Origin of the sequence: Pedobacter sp. BG31 (genome assembly GCF_042464845.1) — a bacterium.
GTDB lineage: Bacteria > Bacteroidota > Bacteroidia > Sphingobacteriales > Sphingobacteriaceae > Pedobacter > Pedobacter suwonensis.
This window is the reverse complement of record NZ_JBHNZK010000028.1, coordinates 1-22,992: the sequence shown is the minus strand read 5'-3', so window position 1 is coordinate 22,992 and position 22,992 is coordinate 1. Positions and strand designations below refer to the sequence as shown.

The 22,992-nt window shown below is 38.9% G+C and carries 20 protein-coding genes; 13 read left to right on the top strand and 7 right to left on the bottom strand.

The features are described 5' to 3' along the window. Positions 1-40: 40 nt before the first annotated feature. Together ACFE6N_RS22000 and typA are read right to left on the bottom strand one after the other, a co-directional pair. Positions 41-967, bottom strand: a complete 927-nt coding sequence (locus tag ACFE6N_RS22000; protein WP_378940010.1) for a lysophospholipid acyltransferase family protein — start codon at positions 965-967, stop codon at positions 41-43. Between the two features lie 249 nt (positions 968-1,216). After that, complete coding sequence (typA, locus tag ACFE6N_RS21995) at positions 1,217-3,022, bottom strand: translational GTPase TypA (protein WP_134204246.1); 1,806 nt, start codon at positions 3,020-3,022, stop codon at positions 1,217-1,219. Positions 3,023-3,301: 279 nt separating this feature from the next. On the opposite strand from typA, the gene ACFE6N_RS21990 reads away from it, so the two are divergent. After that, positions 3,302-3,649, top strand: a complete 348-nt coding sequence (locus tag ACFE6N_RS21990; protein ID WP_378940009.1) for a hypothetical protein — start codon at positions 3,302-3,304, stop codon at positions 3,647-3,649. A gap of 83 nt (positions 3,650-3,732) precedes the next feature. On the opposite strand, the gene ACFE6N_RS21985 is transcribed toward ACFE6N_RS21990, so the two are convergent. Further along, positions 3,733-4,185, bottom strand: coding sequence for a VOC family protein (locus ACFE6N_RS21985; RefSeq protein ID WP_378940008.1), 453 nt, complete (start codon positions 4,183-4,185; stop codon positions 3,733-3,735). Between the two features lie 138 nt (positions 4,186-4,323). Here ACFE6N_RS21985 and ACFE6N_RS21980 point away from each other — a divergent pair, with 138 nt between their 5' ends. Further along, the gene (locus ACFE6N_RS21980) at positions 4,324-5,001 is read left to right on the top strand and encodes a TIGR02117 family protein (RefSeq protein WP_378940007.1); all 678 of its coding nucleotides are present in this window, start codon (positions 4,324-4,326) and stop codon (positions 4,999-5,001) included. Positions 5,002-5,281: 280 nt separating this feature from the next. On the opposite strand, the gene ACFE6N_RS21975 is transcribed toward ACFE6N_RS21980, so the two are convergent. Beyond that, a complete protein-coding gene (locus ACFE6N_RS21975) occupies positions 5,282-6,094 on the bottom strand; it encodes an alpha/beta hydrolase (RefSeq protein ID WP_378940006.1) in 813 nt (270 codons plus the stop codon). A 181-nt stretch (positions 6,095-6,275) separates the two neighbouring features. Here ACFE6N_RS21975 and ACFE6N_RS21970 point away from each other — a divergent pair, with 181 nt between their 5' ends. The 10 genes from ACFE6N_RS21970 to ACFE6N_RS21925 all read left to right on the top strand — a co-directional run bounded on the left by ACFE6N_RS21970 (position 6,276) and on the right by ACFE6N_RS21925 (position 18,793). Next, positions 6,276-6,983, top strand: coding sequence for an esterase family protein (locus ACFE6N_RS21970; protein WP_090984346.1), 708 nt, complete (start codon positions 6,276-6,278; stop codon positions 6,981-6,983). A gap of 179 nt (positions 6,984-7,162) precedes the next feature. Next, on the top strand, positions 7,163-8,242 hold the full coding sequence (locus ACFE6N_RS21965; protein ID WP_378940005.1) for a RimK family alpha-L-glutamate ligase: 1,080 nt from the start codon (positions 7,163-7,165) through the stop codon (positions 8,240-8,242). Positions 8,243-8,268: 26 nt separating this feature from the next. Continuing rightward, entirely contained in the window at positions 8,269-9,369 is a 1,101-nt protein-coding gene (locus ACFE6N_RS21960) for a carboxylate-amine ligase (protein ID WP_090984348.1), read from the top strand. A 7-nt stretch (positions 9,370-9,376) separates the two neighbouring features. Further along, positions 9,377-10,231, top strand: a complete 855-nt coding sequence (locus ACFE6N_RS21955; protein ID WP_378940004.1) for a type 1 glutamine amidotransferase — start codon at positions 9,377-9,379, stop codon at positions 10,229-10,231. 85 nt (positions 10,232-10,316) lie between these two features. After that, entirely contained in the window at positions 10,317-11,501 is a 1,185-nt protein-coding gene (locus tag ACFE6N_RS21950) for a hypothetical protein (protein WP_378940003.1), read from the top strand. Positions 11,502-12,192: 691 nt separating this feature from the next. Next, positions 12,193-12,351, top strand: coding sequence for a FeoB-associated Cys-rich membrane protein (locus ACFE6N_RS21945; RefSeq protein WP_082458743.1), 159 nt, complete (start codon positions 12,193-12,195; stop codon positions 12,349-12,351). Positions 12,352-12,363: 12 nt separating this feature from the next. Beyond that, on the top strand, positions 12,364-12,951 hold the full coding sequence (locus ACFE6N_RS21940; protein ID WP_090984360.1) for a Crp/Fnr family transcriptional regulator: 588 nt from the start codon (positions 12,364-12,366) through the stop codon (positions 12,949-12,951). A 189-nt stretch (positions 12,952-13,140) separates the two neighbouring features. Continuing rightward, positions 13,141-13,671, top strand: coding sequence for a YceI family protein (locus ACFE6N_RS21935; protein WP_145857456.1), 531 nt, complete (start codon positions 13,141-13,143; stop codon positions 13,669-13,671). A 67-nt stretch (positions 13,672-13,738) separates the two neighbouring features. Next, complete coding sequence (locus tag ACFE6N_RS21930) at positions 13,739-14,608, top strand: pirin family protein (protein WP_378940002.1); 870 nt, start codon at positions 13,739-13,741, stop codon at positions 14,606-14,608. 780 nt (positions 14,609-15,388) lie between these two features. Beyond that, positions 15,389-18,793: a glycosyltransferase gene (locus ACFE6N_RS21925; protein ID WP_378940001.1), complete on the top strand. Its 3,405-nt coding sequence runs from the start codon at positions 15,389-15,391 to the stop codon at positions 18,791-18,793. An 87-nt stretch (positions 18,794-18,880) separates the two neighbouring features. Here the strand turns inward: ACFE6N_RS21925 and ispF are convergent, their stop codons facing one another. Together ispF and porV are read right to left on the bottom strand one after the other, a co-directional pair. Further along, entirely contained in the window at positions 18,881-19,357 is a 477-nt protein-coding gene (gene ispF, locus ACFE6N_RS21920; protein ID WP_378940000.1) for a 2-C-methyl-D-erythritol 2,4-cyclodiphosphate synthase, read from the bottom strand. 18 nt (positions 19,358-19,375) lie between these two features. Then, positions 19,376-20,566, bottom strand: a complete 1,191-nt coding sequence (gene porV, locus ACFE6N_RS21915) for a type IX secretion system outer membrane channel protein PorV (protein ID WP_378939999.1) — start codon at positions 20,564-20,566, stop codon at positions 19,376-19,378. A 605-nt stretch (positions 20,567-21,171) separates the two neighbouring features. Between porV and ACFE6N_RS21910 the strand changes: the two genes are divergently transcribed. Further along, positions 21,172-22,842, top strand: coding sequence for an SUMF1/EgtB/PvdO family nonheme iron enzyme (locus ACFE6N_RS21910; RefSeq protein ID WP_378939998.1), 1,671 nt, complete (start codon positions 21,172-21,174; stop codon positions 22,840-22,842). Positions 22,843-22,901: 59 nt separating this feature from the next. Here ACFE6N_RS21910 and ACFE6N_RS21905 read toward each other — a convergent pair whose 3' ends face one another. Beyond that, a complete protein-coding gene (locus ACFE6N_RS21905; protein ID WP_378938317.1) occupies positions 22,902-22,985 on the bottom strand; it encodes an IS3 family transposase in 84 nt (27 codons plus the stop codon). Positions 22,986-22,992 lie beyond the last annotated feature (7 nt).

Sequence of the window (22,992 nt, the reverse complement as noted above, 5' to 3'; positions counted from 1 at the left end):
ACGAAAATGTTAGATTTCATTTTTACAACAATGGATATAGCTAAGCCATTGCATCCATAATATCATAATCTTTTATATGAGTTGATGAAACCTTTGGTTCAGGCTTATATTTCCATCTCCGATGACTCCACAGCCAATAAGCGGGTGCTTCTTTAATGATATCTTCCAGAAAGAGCGTATGCATATCGGTAATTTCAAACTCGCCTGTTTCAGATGGATTTATACAGATAGGCACACAATCAACTTCATAATAACCTCTCTTCAAATAATTGATTTTTAGATAAAAAACGGGGCGGTTGGTTTTCCTGGCGATTTTTTCTACCCCCAACTGTATAGAAGATTGCTGATTTAAAAAGGTTGTCCAATAATTTGATTCATCTTTTGAAGGTGCCTGATCGCTGCCAAAAGTGAATATAGTTGACTTATGCTTATTGGCTTGGATCGCCCTTAAGGTTTGTCGCATGGATACCATGTTATTGCCAAATTTGCTTCTCATCTTCAGGAACCAGTTATCAAAATTTTCATTGCTTAAAGGTTTATAAATCGGAAAATGTTCACCAGAAAAGTTCAGGCCAATAGCCATGCATACCCATTCATAATTGCCATAATGCGATGAGCAGAAAAGTACACTTTCATTATTTTTCAGATAGGCTTCTACCAGATCGGCATTCTTAAATTTTACCCTTTTGTTCAACTCCTTTTTAGAAATGCTTTTCATTTTGATCACCTCTATAAAAAGTGAAGCCAAAAATTTATAAAACCGTTTCTCTATTGCATAAATTTCAGTGCCGTTTTTTTCCGGAAAAGCATTCATCAGGTTTTCTTTAACCACTTTTCTGCGGTAACCAAAAATATAAAACAGCAATACATAAAAAGCGTCTGCCAATCCATATAATAAAAATAGCGGCAATAGAGAGAGTACATTTAATAAAAATATACCCGCCTTGGATAATCCTTTATGAATCACGATATAATTAGTTTGTTTGAACCGCAAAATTAAAATTGCCGGTAAATCCGATTGCCACCAGATTGTTAACTTTACATTCCCATAAGTTTTATGAAAAAAGCCTGACAGAAAATGGCAATTGTGATTAAATCGAAAACCAGATCATCCTTCAGCTTTACTACTAAATTATTAAGCCGTTTGGCATAAAAAAAGCCCCGATTTACATCGAGGCTTTTGATCTATATTTTATTCCCGCTTAGGAATGTAGGATTAAGCGAATTGCTTTCCTTTAACTTTACGTTCTTGCTCAGTTAAGAAGATTTTACGTAAACGCATGCTTACCGGAGTAACTTCGATGTACTCGTCAGCCTGGATGTATTCCATAGCCTCTTCCAGCGAAAATTTAATTGCCGGTGCGATACGGGTGTTATCATCCGTACCAGATGCACGCATGTTGGTTAAAGCTTTACCTTTCACGATATTGATTACTAAATCATTATCACGGATATGCTCTCCCAAAATTTGTCCTTCGTAAATATCTACTCCCGGATCAACAAAGAAACGGCCTCTATCCTGTAATTTATCGATAGAATAAGCAGTAGTGGTACCTTTATCCATCGAGATTAATACACCATTCAAACGGCCAGGAATCGTCCCTTTCCAAGGTTCGTAAGATTTGAAACGGTGTGCCATAATCGCCTCACCGGCGGTAGCAGTTAAAACGTTGTTACGTAAACCGATGATACCGCGAGATGGAATTTCGAATTCTAAGTGTTGTAAGTCGCCTTTTGGTTCCATAATCAATAACTCACCTTTACGTTGGGTTACCAATTCAATTACTTTACCAGAAACTTCAGCAGGTACATCTACAATCAGGGTTTCGATTGGCTCATGTTTTTTACCATCGATTTCTTTAACAATAACCTGTGGCTGCCCTACCTGCAATTCATAACCTTCACGACGCATCGTTTCAATTAATACCGATAAGTGAAGGATACCACGGCCATATACCAACCACGAATCTGCACCTTGAGTTTCAACAACTTTTAATGCCAGGTTCTTCTCCATTTCTTTGATCAAACGGTCTTTAATCCTTTGAGAAGTTACCAGTTTACCTTCTTTACCGAAGAATGGTGAGTTATTAATGGTAAATAACATGTTCATTGTCGGCTCATCGATACTGATTACCGGTAATTGTTCTGGTGCTTCAAAATCAGCAATAGTATCACCAATTTCAAAACCGTCAATACCTACAACCGCACAGATATCGCCAGAGCTTACTTCTGTCGCTCTTACCTTACCTAAACCTTCGAATGTATAAAGTTCTTTTACCCTTGATTTAACGATTTTTCCATCGCGTTTGATTAAAGTAACCGGTTGGTTTTCTTTAATGGTACCGCGGTGAACACGGCCAATTGCAATACGACCTACGAAAGACGAATAATCCAACGAGGTGATCTGCATTTGTAATGTACCTTCGTTTATTGGTGCAGCAGGAATATTTTCTACCACAGCATCCAACAAGGCAAAAATATCAGTTGTTGGTTTCTGCCAGTCAGTACTCATCCACCCTTGTTTAGATGAACCGTAAATAACCGGGAAATCCAATTGCTCTTCAGTAGCTTCAAGGTTAAAAAACAATTCGAAAATCTGCTCGTAAACCTCTTCCGGGCGACAGTTTTCTTTATCCACTTTGTTTACCACCACAATCGGCTTTAAACCTAATGCCAACGCTTTTTGTGTTACGAAACGGGTTTGAGGCATTGCACCTTCAAAAGCATCGCAAAGTAAAAGTACACCATCTGCCATTTTCAAAACACGCTCTACTTCACCGCCAAAATCCGCGTGACCAGGTGTATCGATAATGTTAATTTTTACATCTTTATATTTAACAGAAACGTTTTTAGACACGATTGTGATACCACGCTCACGCTCTAAATCGTTGTTATCCAATATCAACTCTCCTGTTTGTTCGTTGTCACGAAAAATAGAACAAGAGTGTAAAATCTTATCAACCAACGTGGTTTTACCGTGGTCAACGTGTGCTATAATAGCTATGTTTCTAATCTTTTGCATAAAATGCGCCTCAAATTTGGCGCAAAGATAGTGTTTAGAAATGGATTTTTCACTATAACGCCTACTATTTAATGCATTGATAACGCTGCAATAGTCTCATTTTTAATTAGAAAAGCAATTCCGGCAGCTTTTCGGTTTAATCGATCCTGTTGTACAATTAGCCTTCATCAAAAATTCTGGGCAACCGTTTCCATCAGGTTTAAAAACCAAAGCCTGTTTAAAAAAATCGTTCAAATTCAAATGAATAAAACAAATGACTAATTTGAAGGTATTATGTAAATGGAAAAATCAATACAGGAATTATTTGATCAATATGAAGAAAAGTCGCTTGAAGTAGAAGCAGCAAAAAGGGCTATGGATGCGGCTGAAGTGCCGGATTTATCAAAGGAAGAATACATTACCGGTCCACAGGCCGACGAACACCTTATTGCCTGTATAGAAAGGGAACGCAAAGAAATGGAATTGGAAACCCTTAGCCAGGAGTGGTCTGAAATTCAGGATGAATTGGCAGAAAAACTTTGTAAAATCAACACCAAAGTTCTGGTAAAAGATAAACGGGATGAATGTACTGTATTGATCCATTGCGAAGGCGGCGGCATTATAATTGAAGACAAAGAAATAAATTAATACCTAAACTATAATAATCTATAAAAATTAGACCTGTTAATTTGAACAATTAATGCGTTAAGATAACAGCCATAAATTCCGATTTATAAGTTTAGCTTTAACCAATCCGGATAAGTTACCACACCCAGTTCTGGTCGGGCTTCTCCGTTCAAAATGGCAATAAACTCCAGTGCATGTCCATCAGGATCATTAAAATAAATGGCCACAGCAGGCATCCATGCAAAAACCATGGGATCATGATTGGCACTCTTAAGAAAATTATAAGGCTGAAGGTTTTTAGATTCCAAAAACTGAACTGATTTATTCAATACATCATCCACCTCACAGCGAAATGCAAAGTGCCTTACATCAATTTCTTTTTTTGGCTTTTCCCAAATCCCCAGCATGGCTTCCTGCGGCTTGCCAATCCAGAAAAAAGCAATTCTGCGGTCGGCTTCATAATGGCATTGCGTTAATCCTAAAACATTGCTGTAAAAATCAATCGATCTTTCCAAATCTTCAACATAGATATGCGTTTCAAACAATCCTTTTATCATGCTGTCAAGATAGCGATAACTTGTACGAGCAAAAAATCATGTTTTTCGATATTAACATCAATAAAATCGATTAGCATAGTTATTCTGTAAATTCGTTACTTAAATGCAGTTGATTTTAATGGAAACAATAAAGCTGGGATGAACAAAAGGGTTTTAAGGTATACAGGCAGATCTTTAATCATTTTTAGTGTACTAATTGCGATTTACTTCATCACTGCATTCTGCTGCTCGCGTATTACAATAAATGCCAATCCTGTAAATGCGAAGGAAGTAGACATATACATGATGACAAATGGTGTGCATACCGACATTATTGTTCCGGCTGTTAGCTCAGAAATTGACTGGACGAAAGAAATCCCTTACCATAACAGTTTAAAGGCCGACAGTAGTTACCATTATCTGGCCATGGGCTGGGGCGATAAGCAGTTTTACCTGGAAACTCCTGAATTTTCAGACCTAAAACTAAGTAACGCTCTACTGGCAATTTCTGGCTTAAGCACCTCGGCCATGCACACTACTTATTATAAAAATATAAAGGAAGATGAGAACTGTATAAAAATCATGATCAGCAAAACACAATACCAGCAGCTGGTCCGCTATATTTTAAATAGCTTTAAAAAAGATGATTCAGGACATTTAATTGTTGTTCAATCAAACATTCATTATGATATTGGCGACGCTTTTTATGAAGCCAAAGGAAGTTACAGTATTTTCAAAACCTGCAATACCTGGGCTAATGCTGCTTTAAAAAGCTGTGGACAACGAAGCTGTTTATGGACGATATTTGATACAGGTATTTTTTTGAAGTATGAGTAGCCATGCGAACGATCGTCATACCCACTCGATTGGGAATCTTAAAGCGCTTGTATTACGACTCCTACATGCGCCAATCTTGTGGACACATCTCTGTTAATTTAAAATTGTTTTTAGCATCGTTGCTAGATCAATCGTCATGCTGAATTTATTCTACACGTCGAAATAGTATTTTCAATTGTCTTGTAGCTACTACGTGGTCAGCATCTTTCCACTTATTAGACCCTGAAATAAATTCAGGATGACGAAATTCAAGAGAAATTATAGAACTTGATATAATATACTAAACCTCAAATGCCCAGTTTAAAAAAGCAGGCATCACACTTTCCCAGGTAGGTACATTATGTTTGCCGCCAACTTTCTCGTAGTAAAAAACATGATCAGGCCTTTTGTAGCCCTTATTTAATAGGATTTTAACCACATCAATGGTATCGTCTATAGAATCGATAATTAAGTTTTTATTCCGATCAGCAACTTCGTCTTCCGTTCCGGTCATCAACCAGAATTTCATATCCGGCTTGCTGGAAGTGTTTTCCAACTGCTGATGCATAATGCGGTCAGCATCCGTATAACCATCATTTAAATCCTTTTTTCTCCACCAAAATGCACCTGAAAAAACACCGACAACATCAAACGAAGCAGGATTATTCCAGGCAATATCAAAAGCAGAGAGGCCTCCCAGAGAAAATCCGGCGAAACCCACCTTACCGGTAACCGGCATCGCAATTTTCTTTTTAACAAAAGGCAAAAGTTCTTTGACTACAAAATCGGCATAGAGGTTTGCTTTTGCGCCACGCCCTTTAAAATCGGGCACACCAGCAACCCCATATTCCATTAAACGATCGTCTGATGCCTTAATGGCCACCACAATGAGCCTATGGTTTCTTTTAGCATGATGCGCATCTTCCAAAATCTGACTAAAATTCATCTTGGCCACATCTTGTCCATCGTTTAACAAAAGAAGTTCTATTTTTTCATTACCCAAAATACCTTCGGGCGTATAAATATCTATCTCTACCTCACGTTTTAAATAATTTGAAGATATTTTAAAGTTGGTGGCATTAACTTTTACCGATAAAATGGTGGTGTACTTCATAATCAAGATCCCTATCACATGGCTATCGCCTCAGCATTAGGCTGCAAAGGTACAAATCTCTATAAACTATTAATTATCATAGGATATTTTTTACAATCACAACATCATTTCATTCATTTTTAATATTGAAGCTATTCTTATTGTAGATTTTAATTTATATCTTAAACATTCAATTTGTATTATGGTTAAAGAAGAACATAAGAAATGGTACAGCCCGAATTTAAGTGGCGAAATCGACATGCTCATCTTTGGTCACGGTGGCATCCCTATCCTACTGTTCCCAACAAGTATGGGTCGGTATTTTGAAAACAAGGATTTCAAATTGATCGATTCTGTAGCGGGATTTATCAATGAAGGAAAAATTAAAATTTATTGTCCGGATAGCATTGACAAACTGAGCTGGTACAACAAAAGTATTCATCCTGCCGACAGGGTTAAAAACCACATTTGGTATGATAAATATTTATTGGAAGAAGTAGCACCGCTGGCCAGGCACGAAACCGGCCATAGTAAAATAATTACCGCTGGCTGCAGCTTTGGCGGTTATCACGCTGCAAATTTCGCTTTCAGGCATCCATGGCTGGTTAGCCATATGTTTAGCATGAGTGGCGCTTTCGATATAACGGGCCAGCTAGACGGTTTTTACAATGATGATGTTTATTTTAATAACCCGATTGATTTCATATTGAACAACAGTAATCCTGAGCTACATTACATGAAAATTGTTTTAGGTACAACCGACCGCGATATGTGCAGGGCAGATAATGAGCGTTTATCTAACATCCTAAATAAAAAGGGCATCAACCACTGGCTGGATATCAGACAAAACGCAGATCACGACTGGCCAATCTGGAGAGAAATGTTTCCGGATTATATTGCACAGCTATAGATTAGTCCTTAGTCTGGAGTCTTGAGTCTGTAGTCGATTTAGCTAAAAGCATCAAACAATTAGCCGATTAACCAGTTAACAATTAAACAAAATTACCAATGTAACCATCATGAGCAAACAAGCATAACCAACAAAAAGGCTTATGATCGCCTCATCACCTTTGAAAGACAATTAAAACTATGAAGAAAATAGGGATTTTATTTGGACAGGAACGCTCTTTTCCTGAAGCCGTAATCGAAAGAATTAATCAAAAAGCAGAGAAGGGCATTACTGCCGAAGCCGTTAAAATCGATAAGATATTTCAGAATGTACCACTGGGTTATTCAGTAATCATAGATCGTATTTCGCAGGATGTACCATTCTACCGCGCTTCATTAAAAAATGCTGCCATTACAGGAACTGCCGTAATCAACAATCCATTTTGGTGGAGTGCCGACGAGAAGTTTTTTAATAATGCCCTGGCCGAACAGATTGGTGTTCCAGTACCTAAAACGGCCTTGATCCCTTCCAGAGAACATCCAACGGGAACAACGTCCGAATCATTTTCTAACCTGGAAATGCCCTTAAACTGGGATGCGATTTTTGAGTATGTGGGTTTTCCGGCTTATATGAAACCTTACGATGGCGGTGGCTGGAGAGATGTTTATAAACTTCATGATAAAGAAGATTTTTTTGACAAACACAGTGGCACGCAGCAATTAGTGATGCTTTTGCAGGAAGAGATTATTTTCGAAGAATATTTCAGGTGTTATTGTATAGGTGGCAAACATGTTCGCATTATGCAGTACGACCCTCGCAACCCACATCATTTACGGTATGCAACCGAGGGTAAATCGCCAGATCCGAAATTGCTTAAAACGGTTGAAGAATATACTTTAAAACTATGTAACTATTTAGGATATGATTTCAATACGGTTGAGTTCGCGGTGCGTAATGGAGTACCTATTGCTATCGACTTCTGTAACCCGGCTCCAGATGCCGACATTAAAAGTGTTGGTCAGGAAAATTTTGATTGGGTAGTAGAAACCACAGCAAACTATGCGATAGAACGGGCCAAAGCACAAAAAGACGGACAAGATAATTTAACCTGGGGCGAATATATTAAATCGTCAGTTGAAGGCAAACCTCTAATCGCTAAAGCTGAATCAAAGGTAACTAAAACAACCGCCGCAAAAAAAACCACGCCTACTGAAAAGGCTAAAGCGGCAACAACAGAAAAAACAACTGCAAAACCTAAAAAAGCTGCAGTAAAAAAATAAGGGGATTTAATTTATATTAATAAAGGATGAACGAGTTTACGCTGGGCATAGAAGAAGAATACATGGTAATTGATCCCGTTACCAGAGAACTTACTTCTCACGAACAAAAAATTGTTGAAGCCGCACAAAAAATACACAAAGACCAGGTTAAGGCAGAAATGCACCAGGCTGTGGTAGAGGTGGGAACAGGTATTTGCCGTACCACTACCGAAGCGCGCAAGGAAATTGCTCAATTGCGTTATACCGTTTCTCAACTGGCCGGAGAGCAAGGCCTGCGGATTGGAGCCGCGGGGACACACCCTTTTTCTCACTGGGAAAAGCAGCTGATTACCGAACATCCACGTTACAACGAAATTGTGAACGAACTACAGGAGGCTGCACGTTCCAATCTTATTTTTGGTCTGCACGTACACGTAGGTTTCCAATCGCGCGAACTGGCTATCCACATTGCCAATCAGGTGAGATATTTCTTACCACACGTTTTTGCTTTATCAACCAATTCTCCGTTTTGGGAATCGCGCAATACTGGTTATAAATCTTTCCGCACTAAAATTTTCGACAAATTTCCGCGTACCGGAATCCCTGATATTTTTAACAGCATTGAAGATTATGACAATTATGTAAAACTGCTCATCAAAACCAATTGCATGGATAACGCCAAAAAAATATGGTGGGATATCCGCGTGCACCCTTTCTTTGATACCGTTGAATTCCGCATTTGCGATTGCCCGATGTTAGTAGATGAAACGATGGCGCTTACAGCCTTATTTCAATCCTTATGTGCCAAACTGTACAAACTGCGTTTACAGAACATGGAGTTTATCAGTTATTCAAGAGCATTGATTAACGAAAACAAATGGCGGGCAGCCCGCTACGGAATTGATGGAAACCTGATCGATTTTGGAAAAGAAATGGAAGTAAACTGCCGTAACCTTGTTTTAGAATTATTGGACTTTGTGGATGATGTAGTGGATGATTTGGGCTGCCGAGATGATATTAATTACGTACATAAAATATTGGAACACGGTACTGGTGCTGACCGGCAGTTGGCCGTTTACCAGCAAACTGGTAGCTTTGAAGCGGTGGTAGATTACATTACTAATCAAACACTTATAGGCGCAAAGTAATTTTAGGATGGACAAAAGAAGCTTAAGAGTAGCCGTTATTGACATGAATAACGGTGCACCCAACCAGGGCATCCGGGGAATTCAGGAAATCTTATCCCGTTTTAAAAAGGAAAACGATATTGATTTAAGTTTCGATATTTTTGATTTAAGGCAAAAAGGAGAGATACCAGGCATAGATTATGATGCTTATATTTCAAGCGGTGGCCCGGGCAGCCCAACCGAAAGCGAGGGTGAAAAATGGGAAAATGTTTTTTTTAATCTGCTCGACCAGATTGAGGCATTTAACCAGGCCCATGAAGAAAAAAAGAAATTTGCTTTTTTGATCTGCCACTCCTTTCAATTGGCTTGTAGAAAATATAACCTGGGCAACGTAACCGAAAGGCGCTCGAATGCTTTTGGTATTTTCCCGGTAACCTTAACTGAAGATGGAGAAAGTGACGAAGTTTTTAACGGCATTACAAACCCCTTTTTTTCGGTAGACAGCAGAGACTGGCAGGTTATAGAGCCAAATCTTGCCGCTTTTGAAAAAAAAAGCGCAAAATTGCTGGCCATTGAAAAAGAACGTAAACATGTCGACTTGGAGCGCTGCATGATGTCAATCCGCTTTTCTGATGAAATCATTGGTACGCAATTTCACCCGGAGGCTGATCCGGTGGGCATGAAAATGTACCTGCTACAAGAAGAAAAGAAAAAAGCCATTGTAGATATGCACGGCGAACAAAAGTATCTGGATATGCTGAACAGTCTGGATGATCCGGCGAGGATTGTATTAACGCAAAGTATTATCTTACCTAATTTTTTAAAAAAAGCCGTTGGGAATTTGCAAAAACAGCTGTCGTTGCGAACTGAAGAAATGGATTGAGCGCATGCGTGAAGCAATCTTTCGCATGTATCCGTCATTTCGACTGAAACGGAGAAATCTATGAAATACGTGTAAATAAAAACCTATGATACCTGCCCAACGCCAAAAATACAATCAACAATTCACTAATAAGAAATACCAAAATTTCCTCGCTCAACTGCAAAGCAGTTATCCGGAAATTCCGTTTCGGGTGGCAGAAACGCCTGTTTTTGTTCCAAAATCTTTAAAAGAAAAGTTAATTGCGGCTGGTGAAGAAATCATAAAACTGATTAAGCAACCTAACTTTAAAGCACTTACGCAAAAGGCAATCCCATCCGAATGGAACGTACCTAATGAAAATGACCAGCCACATTTTTTAACTTTTGATTTCGGCATATGCAAAAATCAGGCTGGGGAACTTACGCCAATGTTGATCGAAATGCAAGGATTTCCTTCCCTGTATGGCTTTCAACATCACCTGGCAAAAACTTTTAAAAGTAGTTTTGACATTGATGATTCCGTGAACCATTTCTTAAACGGTTTTACTGAAGATAAATACATCGCCTTACTCAAAGAAGTTATTATTGGCCAGCACAAACCCGAAGAAGTGGCGCTAATGGATGTTGATGCCCCAAATCAGAAGACAGCCATTGATTTTTTTGTGACCAAAAAAATGCTTGGCATTAAAATTTTGGCATTGGAAGAAATTAAAAAAGAAGGCAAAAGGCTCTTTTACGAAGAAGATGGTAAAAAAATCCAGTTAAAAAGAATTTATAACCGCCTGATCTTTGATGAAGTAGCCAATAACGCCGAAATCTTCAAAAAGAGCTTCGATCCGCGTGAGGAACTCGAAGTGGAATGGGTAACGCATCCCAATTGGTTTTATCGGATCAGTAAGTTCACCATGCCTTTCCTCAAAAGTGAGTTTGTACCTGAAACACGCTTTTTAAACAAAATAGAAAAACTACCCACCGAGTTAGAAAACTATGTGCTTAAACCTTTATTTTCTTTCGCCGGCATGGGCGTTATTATTGATGTAACTGAAACGGACATTGCCAATATCAAAGATCCTGAAAACTGGATTTTACAGCGGAAAGTAAATTATGAACCTGCGGTACAATCGCCGGATGGTGGTGTAAAAGCCGAAATCAGGATGATGTATTTGTGGCCGGATGGTGGTGAACCCCAGCTTTGCATTAATCTTGCCCGTCTTAGCCGCGGTAAAATGATCGGCGTGCGCTACAATGCCGATTTCGATTGGGTTGGGGGCACTGTAGGTTTCATGGAATAATTCTGCGTTTTAACCGAAAAGTACGCAAAGAAAGGCACAAAGGTGTCAAAGAGAATATGTTAGCATTGCTACTATAAATCATGTAGACACACAAAACCGCTCTTTGCTCTCTGTAAAAGCTTCGTTTCCTCTGCGGTAAAAACACAATAGCCCCTTTGCGAAAACTTTCGTTTACTTTACGGTTAATAATAAACCATGCATAACAATGCCTCTCTGCTCTTTGTGGAAAACTCCGTTACCTTTGTGGTAAAAACACAATGGCGCTCTTCGCGAAAAGCTTTGCGTACTTTGCGGTTAATAATAAACCATGCATATACATAAAAACCGCTCTGTGTAAAACTCCGTTTCCTCTGTGGTAAAAACAAACTTAGCGCCCTTTGCGAAAACCTTCGTTTACTTTGCGGTTAATAATAAACCATGCATAACAATACCTCTCTGCTCTTTGTGGAAAACTCCGTTCCCTTTGTGGTAAAAACACAATGGCGCTCTTCGCGAAAAGCTTTGCCTACTTTGCGGTTTAAAAAAAACTACGCATAAAAATACCGCTCTGTATAAAACTCCGTTTCCTCTGTGGTAAAAGCACAATAGCGCCCTTTGCGAAAACCTCTGCGTACTTTGCGGTTAGTAGCGGCATGACAATAATTTACATTCATCTGAACGCCATACTACTCAAAGACCTTATATTTGTATTATGGATATTCAAACGATTTTAGTCTTTTTACTTTTTGCGGTAGCATTAGTATATGTTGGCCGTTTGGTTTTTAAATCTTTGCAGGTAAAAAAAGATGGATGTGGTGGCAATTGCAAATGTGGAGTAGATTTTTCCGATATTAAGCCCGTAAAAAAATAACACCTCAACTTTATGATTCGTCAGTTTCAAAAATACTTACAGGAAAAAATAGAAATAACTGATGAACAGTTCGAAAGCATATCGTCTGTTTTAAAAATTAAAAAATTTGAGAAAAACGAAATCGTTCAATATACAGGCGATAATTTTAAACATGGATATTTTGTAGGCAAAGGTTTATTACGTGCCTATTCAATTGATGCGAAAGGTAAAGAACACATCCTTCAGTTCGCACCCGAAAACTGGCTGGTATCAGACCGCAATAACATGAATAACGAGCCCTCAATATTTTTCATCGATGCCATAGAAGCAACTGAAGCCGTTTTAATGCCTAACAATTTCATGGAAGAAGCAGCCAGGCAAGTACCATGCTTGCAGCCCATGCAGATTAAACTACTCAATAATTCGATCCGCTTTATGCAGAAGCGCATTAATATGCTGCTTAGCGCAACCGCTGAAGAAAGATACCTCGATTTCATTAAACTTTATCCTAACCTTACGCTCCGCGTACCACAGTGGATGATTGCATCTTATCTGGGCATTACCCCCGAATCATTAAGTCGCGTAAGGAAGGAACTGGCGAACAAACATTTCAGACCGTAGACAATTTTGAACGAGTGGGTGGTGAATGAGTGAATGCTTTAATTAAATTTAAGCGGCCAACCCTTCAACATTATCTCAAATCCACCTATCATTCAATCATTTCCAATTACTTACCATACATCAATATGCAGTAAAAACCTATGTTATACTTTTGTGTTGTTAATATTAAAAACCTCAAAAACAAAAGATATGGCAACTACAAAATGGACATTAGATCCAACCCACAGCGAATTACAATTTAAAGTAAAACACTTAATGATTACTACTGTAACCGGTAGTTTAAAATCTTTCTCAGCAGAATTATTGTCTGAAGGTGATGAGTTCGAAAATGCGGAGATTTCTTTCAAAGGTGATATCGGTTCGCTTGATACCGGGAACACTGATCGCGACAACCATTTAAAAGGTGCTGATTTTTTCGACGCTGAAAAATTTGCCCACGTTGAATTTAAATCCAGTTCAGTAGAAAAAGATGGCAGCGATTATATCGTTAAAGGTGATTTAACTATTAAGGGCGAAACCAAACCCGTAAAATTAACTGCAGAATTTGGTGGCATTGCTACCGACCCATGGGGCAATACCAAAGCAGGTTTTACCTTAAGTGGAAAAATTAACCGCTCTGATTTTGGTTTAACCTGGAATGCAGCATTAGAAACCGGTGGCGTAATGGTAAGTGAAGAAGTGCGCATTTTAGGCGAATTACAGTTTGTGAAAAGTGTATAAGCGATAGGCGTTTGGCGATTAGCGTAATTCCGCAAAACGCCAAACGCATAACTGAAAGGTTCCAATCATGGAAACAAAACAAATAGAAAAAGTACTCAAAGCTCCTGCGCCACACATGGTTGGTGATGGATTTAGGGTACACAATTTTTTTCCAGGCGGTTATCAGATCAATATGAGTCCTTTTTTCCTGATGGATTATGGCTCGAAGATCCAATTCTCGGCGAGGAAAGAACCAAGGGGGGTTGGCGTTCATCCGCATCGTGGTTTCGAAACCGTAACAATTGCCTATCATGGTGCGGTTGCGCATCACGATAGCTATGGAAATAGTGGGGTAATTTATCCCGGTGATGTACAATGGATGACTGCAGCAAGCGGTGTTTTACATAAAGAATACCACGAAACCAATTACAGCTTAACTGGTGGCCCATTTCAAATGGTTCAGCTCTGGGTTAACCTGCCCGCCAAGGATAAAATGGGGAAACCTGGTTATCAAGCCATTAAACAGGCAGACATGGCTCATTTTGATGTCCCCGAAGATGGAGGAAAAATTGAGATTATAGCAGGCAATTATGAAGGTATAAAAGGTAATGCAACCACTTTTAGCCCTATAGAACTCTATAATGCCCGCTTAAATAAATGTGGCCAGGCAACTTTTAATTTTCCCGAGCATTATAACACCGGATTTATGGTAATTGAGGGTTCGATTAAAATAAATGGATCGGAAACAGCTGCGGCAGATCATTTTGTCCACTTTGGCAACAAAGGCACAATGATTAAAATCGAAGCCCTGGAAAATAGTGTGATTTTAATATTGAGCGGAGCGCCGATAGACGAGCCTATTGCACAATATGGCCCATTTTTAATGAATACCCAGGCTGAGATTCATCAGGCCATTGAAGATTACAATCACGGTAGATTTGGTTATTTAGAAGAGTAAACTGATCATTGTTACCTCAGACTATTTTAACACGGACTAAAAGCCGGCAATTTTCCATAAAATTGCCGGCTTTTTTTCTGTATTTAAGAGATAATTTTAAAAGCATATTACAGGCACAATACCTTTGATGAGAACCCCCTGCCTGCAGCAGGCAGGCGATAAAGGTGGAGCCGATTTCATCGTCTGGAACGAATAGCGGAATCGCATACTGTGATAAAAAGCTATTCTTTCATTTCCAAATAAAACGGGTAGTTTTATCTTCTTTGGGGCGCAATGTCTGTGCAAGCACGGAGTTCCTGCGTTAGGCTTGTACGCTTTCCCGAAGAATCGGAACTCCGTTGCCCTGCACGGTACCGCTGCATTCATGGTTATAGGCACAGACAGTATTTATTTTAACGCTTTACAGGGTGCACAAACGATGTTTATAAACCTGATGGTAGCGGCAGCCCCGAAGAATGAGGGCTACAGCGAACAGCAGGCCTGCATACTCCGATGAAAAGCTGCCCTTTCATTTCCAAAACCTAGAAACCCGGCCCTAATTAATTTTTTGATAAAAAACTGGCCTTTAATACTTAGCATGGGCGATCACTGGAGAAAAAGAAACTCATGAATAAATCGTAATGCAAGTGTTTTAAGACTCCCGCATGAGCGACAATGACGACTTAAATTAGTATATTAGAGTAGAACTAACGATCTAATTTCACCGCGCTTTAATTTAAAATCATTCATCCAATCTTCATATTCGTTAGTGACATTTGATTAATAAATCAGGAAAGAAAAATGTCCGGAAAACAAATATTTCAAACTGAGACTAAAACGCGCTGGCACGCATTTACCTGGGTAAGCCGTACGTTTTTTGTAGTCTTCATTGTCGCAATCATTTGTGTCGTGTACACACTGTCTTCAGTACAGGCACCTAGTTTGCCATTTATCAATACGAATACACCTTTAACACAAAAACAGTTAGAGAGGTTAAAAAAATCACAACGGTATAAAGATTTTACCATCGAAAAATCAAAGTTGCAAAAAATCAAAAAAGACCGTGAACGCCGTATTTTAACCCATCATGGCAATAATAAGCGCATTAACATGGCTTTTTATGTCAGCTGGGCAGCAAGTAAAGAATCATCTATATCGGATTTAAAACGCAACATCAGCCACCTGGATATGGTTGCTACAGAATCGTTTTTTTTGAATGGCGATTCTATTGTAAACAAAGTTGATACTGCGGCTTTAAATGTGATACATGCCGGTAAAAAATCGGCTCTTGCAGTGGTTTCAAATTATAATAAAGACCATTGGGATGGTGCAGCGGTAAGAAGATTGTTAACTGATCAGCCAGCACAGCAAAAATTGATTTACGACCTCATCGCAATAACCAAAAAATACGGCTATAGTGGAATCAATATAGATTTTGAGGAACTCAACCTTCAAAACAGTGATAGTTTTAACGCCTTCATGAAGAATCTTTATACACAGTTCCACGCTGAAAAACTGATCGTATCTCAGGATATTTCACCAGAAAATGATGATTATAAGCCTGAAATTCTTCAAAAGTATAACGATTACCTTGTGTTAATGGCTTATGATCAGCATACCGAACAAAGTAACGCCGGCGATATTTCGCATCAGGAATGGGTTGAGGAAAAGCTTGATGACATCTGCAATAAAGTTGATGCTGACAAAGTAATCCTTGCACTGGCTTGCTACGGTTACGATTGGCCAAAAAATAGCATTGGAGAACCGGTTACCTATGAGCAGGCGATGACAAGAGCGGTTACTTATAAAAGCAAGATAAACTACGATCCCGCCTCTGCCAATTTAAACTATACTTACAATGATGGAAGCGGAATTGAACACGAAGTGTATTTTACCGATGCAGCTACCTATTTTAATTTAATCCGCAAAGCTGATGACTGGGATATTGCCGGTGTAGCTTTATGGCGTTTAGGTTCGGAAGATAAACGTTTGTGGTCGTTTATTTCTAACGACTTAAGTTTGGATACGTTAAAGCAAAAACCATTCGACTTACGCAAAATTGCTTCGTTAAATATGGGGGGAATCTCCTATTTGGGTGATGGTGAAATATTGGACCTCATTTCTACTCCTAAACCAGGCAGCGTAAAATTCACTTTAAATAAAGAAGATTTCTCCATTGCCGATCAAAAATATACCAGGCTTCCAGAGCAATACGTGATTAAAAGGTTTGGAGAGGCCGATAAAAAAATTGCTTTAACTTTTGATGATGGCCCCGATCCTGTTTATACACCGCAGGTACTGGATATTTTGAAACGGGAAAAAGTACCTGGCTGTTTCTTTGTAGTCGGCGTGATGGCCGAAAAAAATATGGAGTTATTAAGGCAGGAATATAATGATGGTTACGAAATTGGAAACCATACCTTTTTCCATCCTGATATGTCGGCCATCGGCCCTAAAAGGGTGAAATTTGAGCTGAATGCAACCCGCAGGCTAATTGAAGCCGTTACCGGACACAGCACCATTTTGTTCCGTGCACCATTTAATGCCGATGCCGAGCCACAAAACATCTCAGAGATTTTACCGGTAGCACAAAGCCGTAAAGAGAACTACATCAACATTGGAGAGTATATCGATCCGGAAGATTGGGAGCCTGGCAAAACTGCCGATCAGATTTTTAATGAGGTGGTAAAACAGCAAAATAACGGCAATATCCTTTTACTGCACGATGCTGGCGGAAACCGTGAAGCTACTGTTGCAGCCCTACCCCGGATTATAAAATTCTTTAAAAACAAAGGTTACACCTTTACTACCGTGGGCGATTTGATGGGCAAAAAAAGATCAGAGCTCATGCCCGCCGTAAAATCTACTGCAAACAGTGGCTTTTCAGGTTCAGGAGACTACTTTTTCATCAATTTTTTCTATTACGGCAACATCATTTTAAATATTATTTTTTCTGTTGCCATTGTACTGGCTATTTTAAGAACCCTATTTATCGCCTATTTAGCAATCAGACAGCGAAAAAGAGCAAAACGCAATACCGGTAAATTAGTACAGCATCCTTCAGAAAAAGTAAGCATTATTATTCCGGCCTACAATGAAGAAGTAACTGCAGTTCAAACCATCAATAGTTTGTTAAAAACTACCTATCCTGATTTTGAATTGATTTTTGTTGATGATGGATCAAAAGATAAAACCTTTCAAATGGTGAACGAACATTTTGGCAGCCATCCCCAGGTAAAGGTTTTCTGTAAAGAAAATGGTGGCAAAGCGTCTGCATTAAATTATGGCATTTCAAAAGCTACTGCTGAATTTGTAGTCTGTATTGATGCTGATACACAATTAAAAAATGATGCGGTAACCGAACTGATGCGCTATTTCTATAGCGATAAAATAGCAGCTGTAGCAGGAACCGTAAAAGTTGGAAATGCCAACAACATCATCACCAAATGGCAATCGATAGAGTACATTACAGCCCAAAACATGGACAGAAGGGCTTTCGATTTGCTAAATACGATTACCGTAGTGCCAGGGGCGATAGGAGCCTTTAGAAAAAAGGTGGTTTTAGAAATTGGTGGTTTTACTGTTGATACCCTTGCAGAGGATTGTGATTTAACCATGCGGATTTTAAGGGCTGGGTATAAAGTTAAAAACTGTGATGCAGCAATTGCCTATACAGAAGCTCCGGAAACGGTAAACATGCTGCTAAAACAACGTTTCCGTTGGAGTTTCGGAGTAATGCAAAGCTTCTGGAAAAACAGAAAAACATTGCTAAACAAAAAATACGGTTATTTTGGGATGGTAGGAATGCCAAATATCCTGATTTATCAAATCATTTTACCATTGTTTTCCCCGCTTGCCGATCTTTTTATGCTTATTTCTTTAATTAGCGGTCTGTTTTCATTAAGCGCTATTAATAATTTAACACTAACCGGATTTTCAGGAATTTTAAGCCTTCATAACGGGTTTGGCCAGGTACTTTACTATTATATTATCTTCATCTTTGTGGATATGATTTTTGCAGCAATTGCTTTTAAGATGGAGAAAGAAAAGTACACCAATTTACTTTACATTTTCCCTCAGCGTTTTTTCTGGAGACAGTTGATGTATGTGGTATTATTCCGTTCGTTCAGAAAAGCGATTAAAGGTGAGTTGGAAACCTGGGGAACCATAAAAAGAACAGGGAATGTTAAGGAACAGGTAGCGTAACAAAATCCCGGTCTAAAAAGAAGTCAAGTTTCAAAAGCTGCTGCGCTGTAAACTTGACTTCTTCAGTTATAACCAGAAAAGATTTTTTTACTTCTCAATTAAGCAAACGGCATAAGAAACAACGCCCTCTTCCCTACCAACAAAGCCCATCTGCTCATTGGTGGTTGCTTTTATCGAGATATCTTCCGTAGAAATTCCCGTTGCATCAGCAATGTTTTGTTGCATGGCGGGAATATGGGGGTTAATTTTTGGTGCTTCTAAACAAAGCATGGCATCGATATTTCCGATCCGCCAGCCTTTTTCAGCCAGTAGTTTTACGGTTTCTTTCAGCAGGATTAAACTGCTGATGCCTTTCCATCTATCATCTGTGTTCTTAAAATGAAAACCAATATCACGAAGGTTAGCGGCACCTAAAAGCGCATCGCAAATGGCATGAAGTAAAACATCTGCATCCGAATGTCCAAAAGCACCCTTATGGTGTTCTAAGGTAACACCGCCGACAACAAAAGGATGTTGATCTTTTAACTGATGTACATCAAATCCGAAACCTACTCTAATTTTCATGTTTATTTTGCTTTAATCTTATTTATCTTTTGCTTTATTTTCGCCAAAGTTAAACAATAGACCAAAACGTAGGGTATTTGCAAGCGGACTAGTTTGTGCATTTGCAATTAAATAAGAGAAATCGATATTAAAAACATTGTATTTTAACCCCAACCCTAAGGTAAAATACCGGCTGTCACCTTTCATCGGGCTCTGATAGTTGTAACCTGCCCTAACCGCAAACTGTTGATTATACCAGTATTCGAGACCTGTCGAAATCCCGACTTCCTTTAATTCTTCACTAAAACCACCCGGTGCATCGCTAAATGAACCAAAAATTCCGGCAGGTACCGATCGGTTCGGATCTTTTCCGCTTACAATGTTGTTGTTTGAATCGTATATAGGTTGTGTGGGTACCAGTAATTTGTTAAAGTCAAGCGCAAAGGTTAGCGTACTAAAATCATCTACCGTAAATGTAGATGCGCCGCCAATTTTAAAATTAGTAGGTAAAAAGAAATTTTCTCCGCCATCTGAATAACTCATCTTTGTTCCGATATTGGATATATTGGCTCCGGCAGAAAGCACGGCCTGCCTCCCAAATAATATGGTGGCTGTTTTATATAAGCCAGAAACATCAACTGCTATAGCATTCCCACTGCGCACCTGTCCGGAAGAAGAAAACTGACCGGAAGCCAAATTCGAGTAAATATACCTTAACGAAGTGCCCAGCGAAAACTCCTTACCAAAATTACGCGCGAAAGAAACATCAAAAGCGAGTTCGTTAGGATTGGCGATCCCAAGATCCTGTTGGTTAATATCGGTAAGCTGAATAGATCCTAACGAAAAATATCTTAAAGATGCACCAATGGTATTGCGATCGTCAAGCTTGTAAAAGCCGCTTAAATAGGCAAGATTAATATCTGGTACCAAACTTTTTAACCATGGGCTATAAGACACAGAAAATCCGTAAGGTTTATCCAGAAAAGCAAGTTTAGAAGCATTGATACTGGATGAATTTACATCACCTGCTATGGCTACGCCGGCATTACCCATTGCACCAGCACGGGCATCGGGAGTAATGAGCAGAAATGGAACTGCTGTTACAATGTTGTTTGCTTCACTACCGTTTGTTTGGGTATTACCTATGGTTACCTGAGCATTTGTTTTACCAAACACCAATGCCATTGAGAGTGCAGAAAAAGCAAGTTTACTAATGTACTTGAAATTCATCCTTTTAAAGGTACGTAATTTTAGATTTTGGTATTGAATAATCACTGGAGAATATATCAGTAACGTAAAACCAAAACTTATATTTCACCAAAATACGAATTCTATGATTATTTACTAATTAAACATACGATTTTTACATATGGGTGGTAGTAACTAAACTGTAAGTATAAAACCAATAAGCACTTAGCAAAATGACAAGTTATCAGTCGTTTCAAAGAATATCCTCATCAAACCGGCTTTAGAGCTGAAACGTTAAAAACTAAATGTGGCTTATTTCAGCATGTATTTAAACATTAATTTATTTGTGATGTTTATCATAAGTTGCTTCAATCGTATCTTGTATTCGTGATCAATAGATAATATGATAAACTTTATACAACTTATAAAAGCCTGTAAAGTTACCAGCCAATAATTTTATCTTGCTTATTTATAATTATTTAACGATAATTTCGTTTAAAAAAAATACATAGCCATAAATTTAAAGTAACACGTTATTCGATCAAAAAATATTAGCTATTTTTATTCCTACATTATTTATATATTCAGTTAAAATTTGTTTAATTTTATCGGTTAAAAGGCCATTAGGTTATATCCAGTCGCTTCTTATGAAAAAACTAATACTATATTCTTTTACCTGTTTGTCATTAGCCGTCGTCCTTTCGGGTTGTAGCTCAAAAAGCGCGAGTTCCAGCAAAACAGGCATTCCTTATGCAAATAGGAAAAGCAAAAACAACCAATCTGGTGCTTTTGCAGTAGCTACCCAATATAAAAGGGCACCAGGCCCTGGTTTAATTCCGATTGAGGGCGGGGTTTTAGTTGTTGGCGGTAGTGCCATTGAAGTACCAGGTGTTGAGCCCAATATTTATAATTATAAAAGACAGGTAACCGTACCATCTTTTTATATGGATGAAACTGAGGTATCAAATACCGACTGGTTAGAATACCTTCACTGGATCAGGTACAATTATCCTGAAGATCAAGAGTATTATTATAATGAGCTTCCTGACACCTTAGTTTGGCGCCAGGCATTATCTTATAATGAACCGTATGTAGATAATTATTTAAGACACCCTGCTTACCGTGATTACCCTGTAGTGGGTGTTTCCTGGGAACAGGCTTCACGTTATTGTGAATGGAGAACTTCAAGAGCTAACGAATTTATTTTACGTGAAAAAGGAATCTTAACTGATTATAAAACGCTTGCCGGCAACGGAAAAGCTAAAGCTGGCGACCCTGCAACACCCAGACCCGATAAACCTTTCAATACAGATGCCTATTTAAATGGCCAGTACGATGATAAAGGCAGAAATGCGTTTATTGATTATAATACTAAAGCTGGTGCTGCCACAACCACAGCTGGTGGAACGACAGGAGGTACGGGTAAAAATAACCAGCCAAGGAGAACTGCTACTTTAGAAGATGGGGTAATTATGCAGCCGTACCGCCTACCAACTGAGGCTGAGTGGGAATATGCTGCTTTGGGTTTAATTGGTAATACGGAATATGAGAATATCAATCAGAATAAAATTTACCCATGGAATGGCTTAGGTGTTAGTTCTGCCAAAAAGAAAACCAGAGGTATGATTCAGGCGAACTTTAAAAGAGCGCCTGGAGATTATATGGGGGTTGGCGGTTCATTGAACGATAAAGGAGATTTAACAGTTCCGGTTATTCAATACGCGCCAAACGACTTCGGCTTATATAATATGGCAGGAAACGTAAACGAGTGGGTAAATGATGTTTACAGAACGGGTACTTTTACCGATGCTGATGCATTTAACCCTTACCGTGGTAACTATTTTACCAACAAAAAGTTAGCAGACCCACAAAGTGGAAAAATTGCGTTGGATAAATACGGTAATCCGATTAAAGAAAATGCCTACTCCGGAAGAAAACAAACCTGGGCCGAAAAACAGGCACAAGCGAAACGTGCTGATTCGATTTCCAAATCGACTGATCCACAATCGCCGGTAGCATCAACCAGTTATCAGGCCGATCAAAGAGGCTATCGCGACAGACAAAATACGTTGTTAAATGAGGAAGGTGTAACACTGGTAAACGATAAATCAAGAGTGTATAAAGGTGGTTCATGGAATGATATGGCTTACTGGTTAAACCCTGCAACGCGTCGTTTTATGCAACAAGATGAATCATCGGCTGAAGTAGGTTTCCGTTGTGCCATGACCATGCTTGGTGCACCAGAAATTAGTACTGCAGGCAAAAGAAGTTTCAAAAACCCGCCGCAAAAGCCTTACAGGGTGAGTAGAGGTAGATAAAAAAAGAAAAGTCCCGAATTAAATTGAACTGAACCCGAAAAGTTGGACAAAGTTAAAAATTAATTAATATGATGAGCCCGGTATTTTATCGGGCTCATTCCGTTTAGGTTGAGTTTGATCCTATCGTTGTTGTAGTAGGTTATATATTCT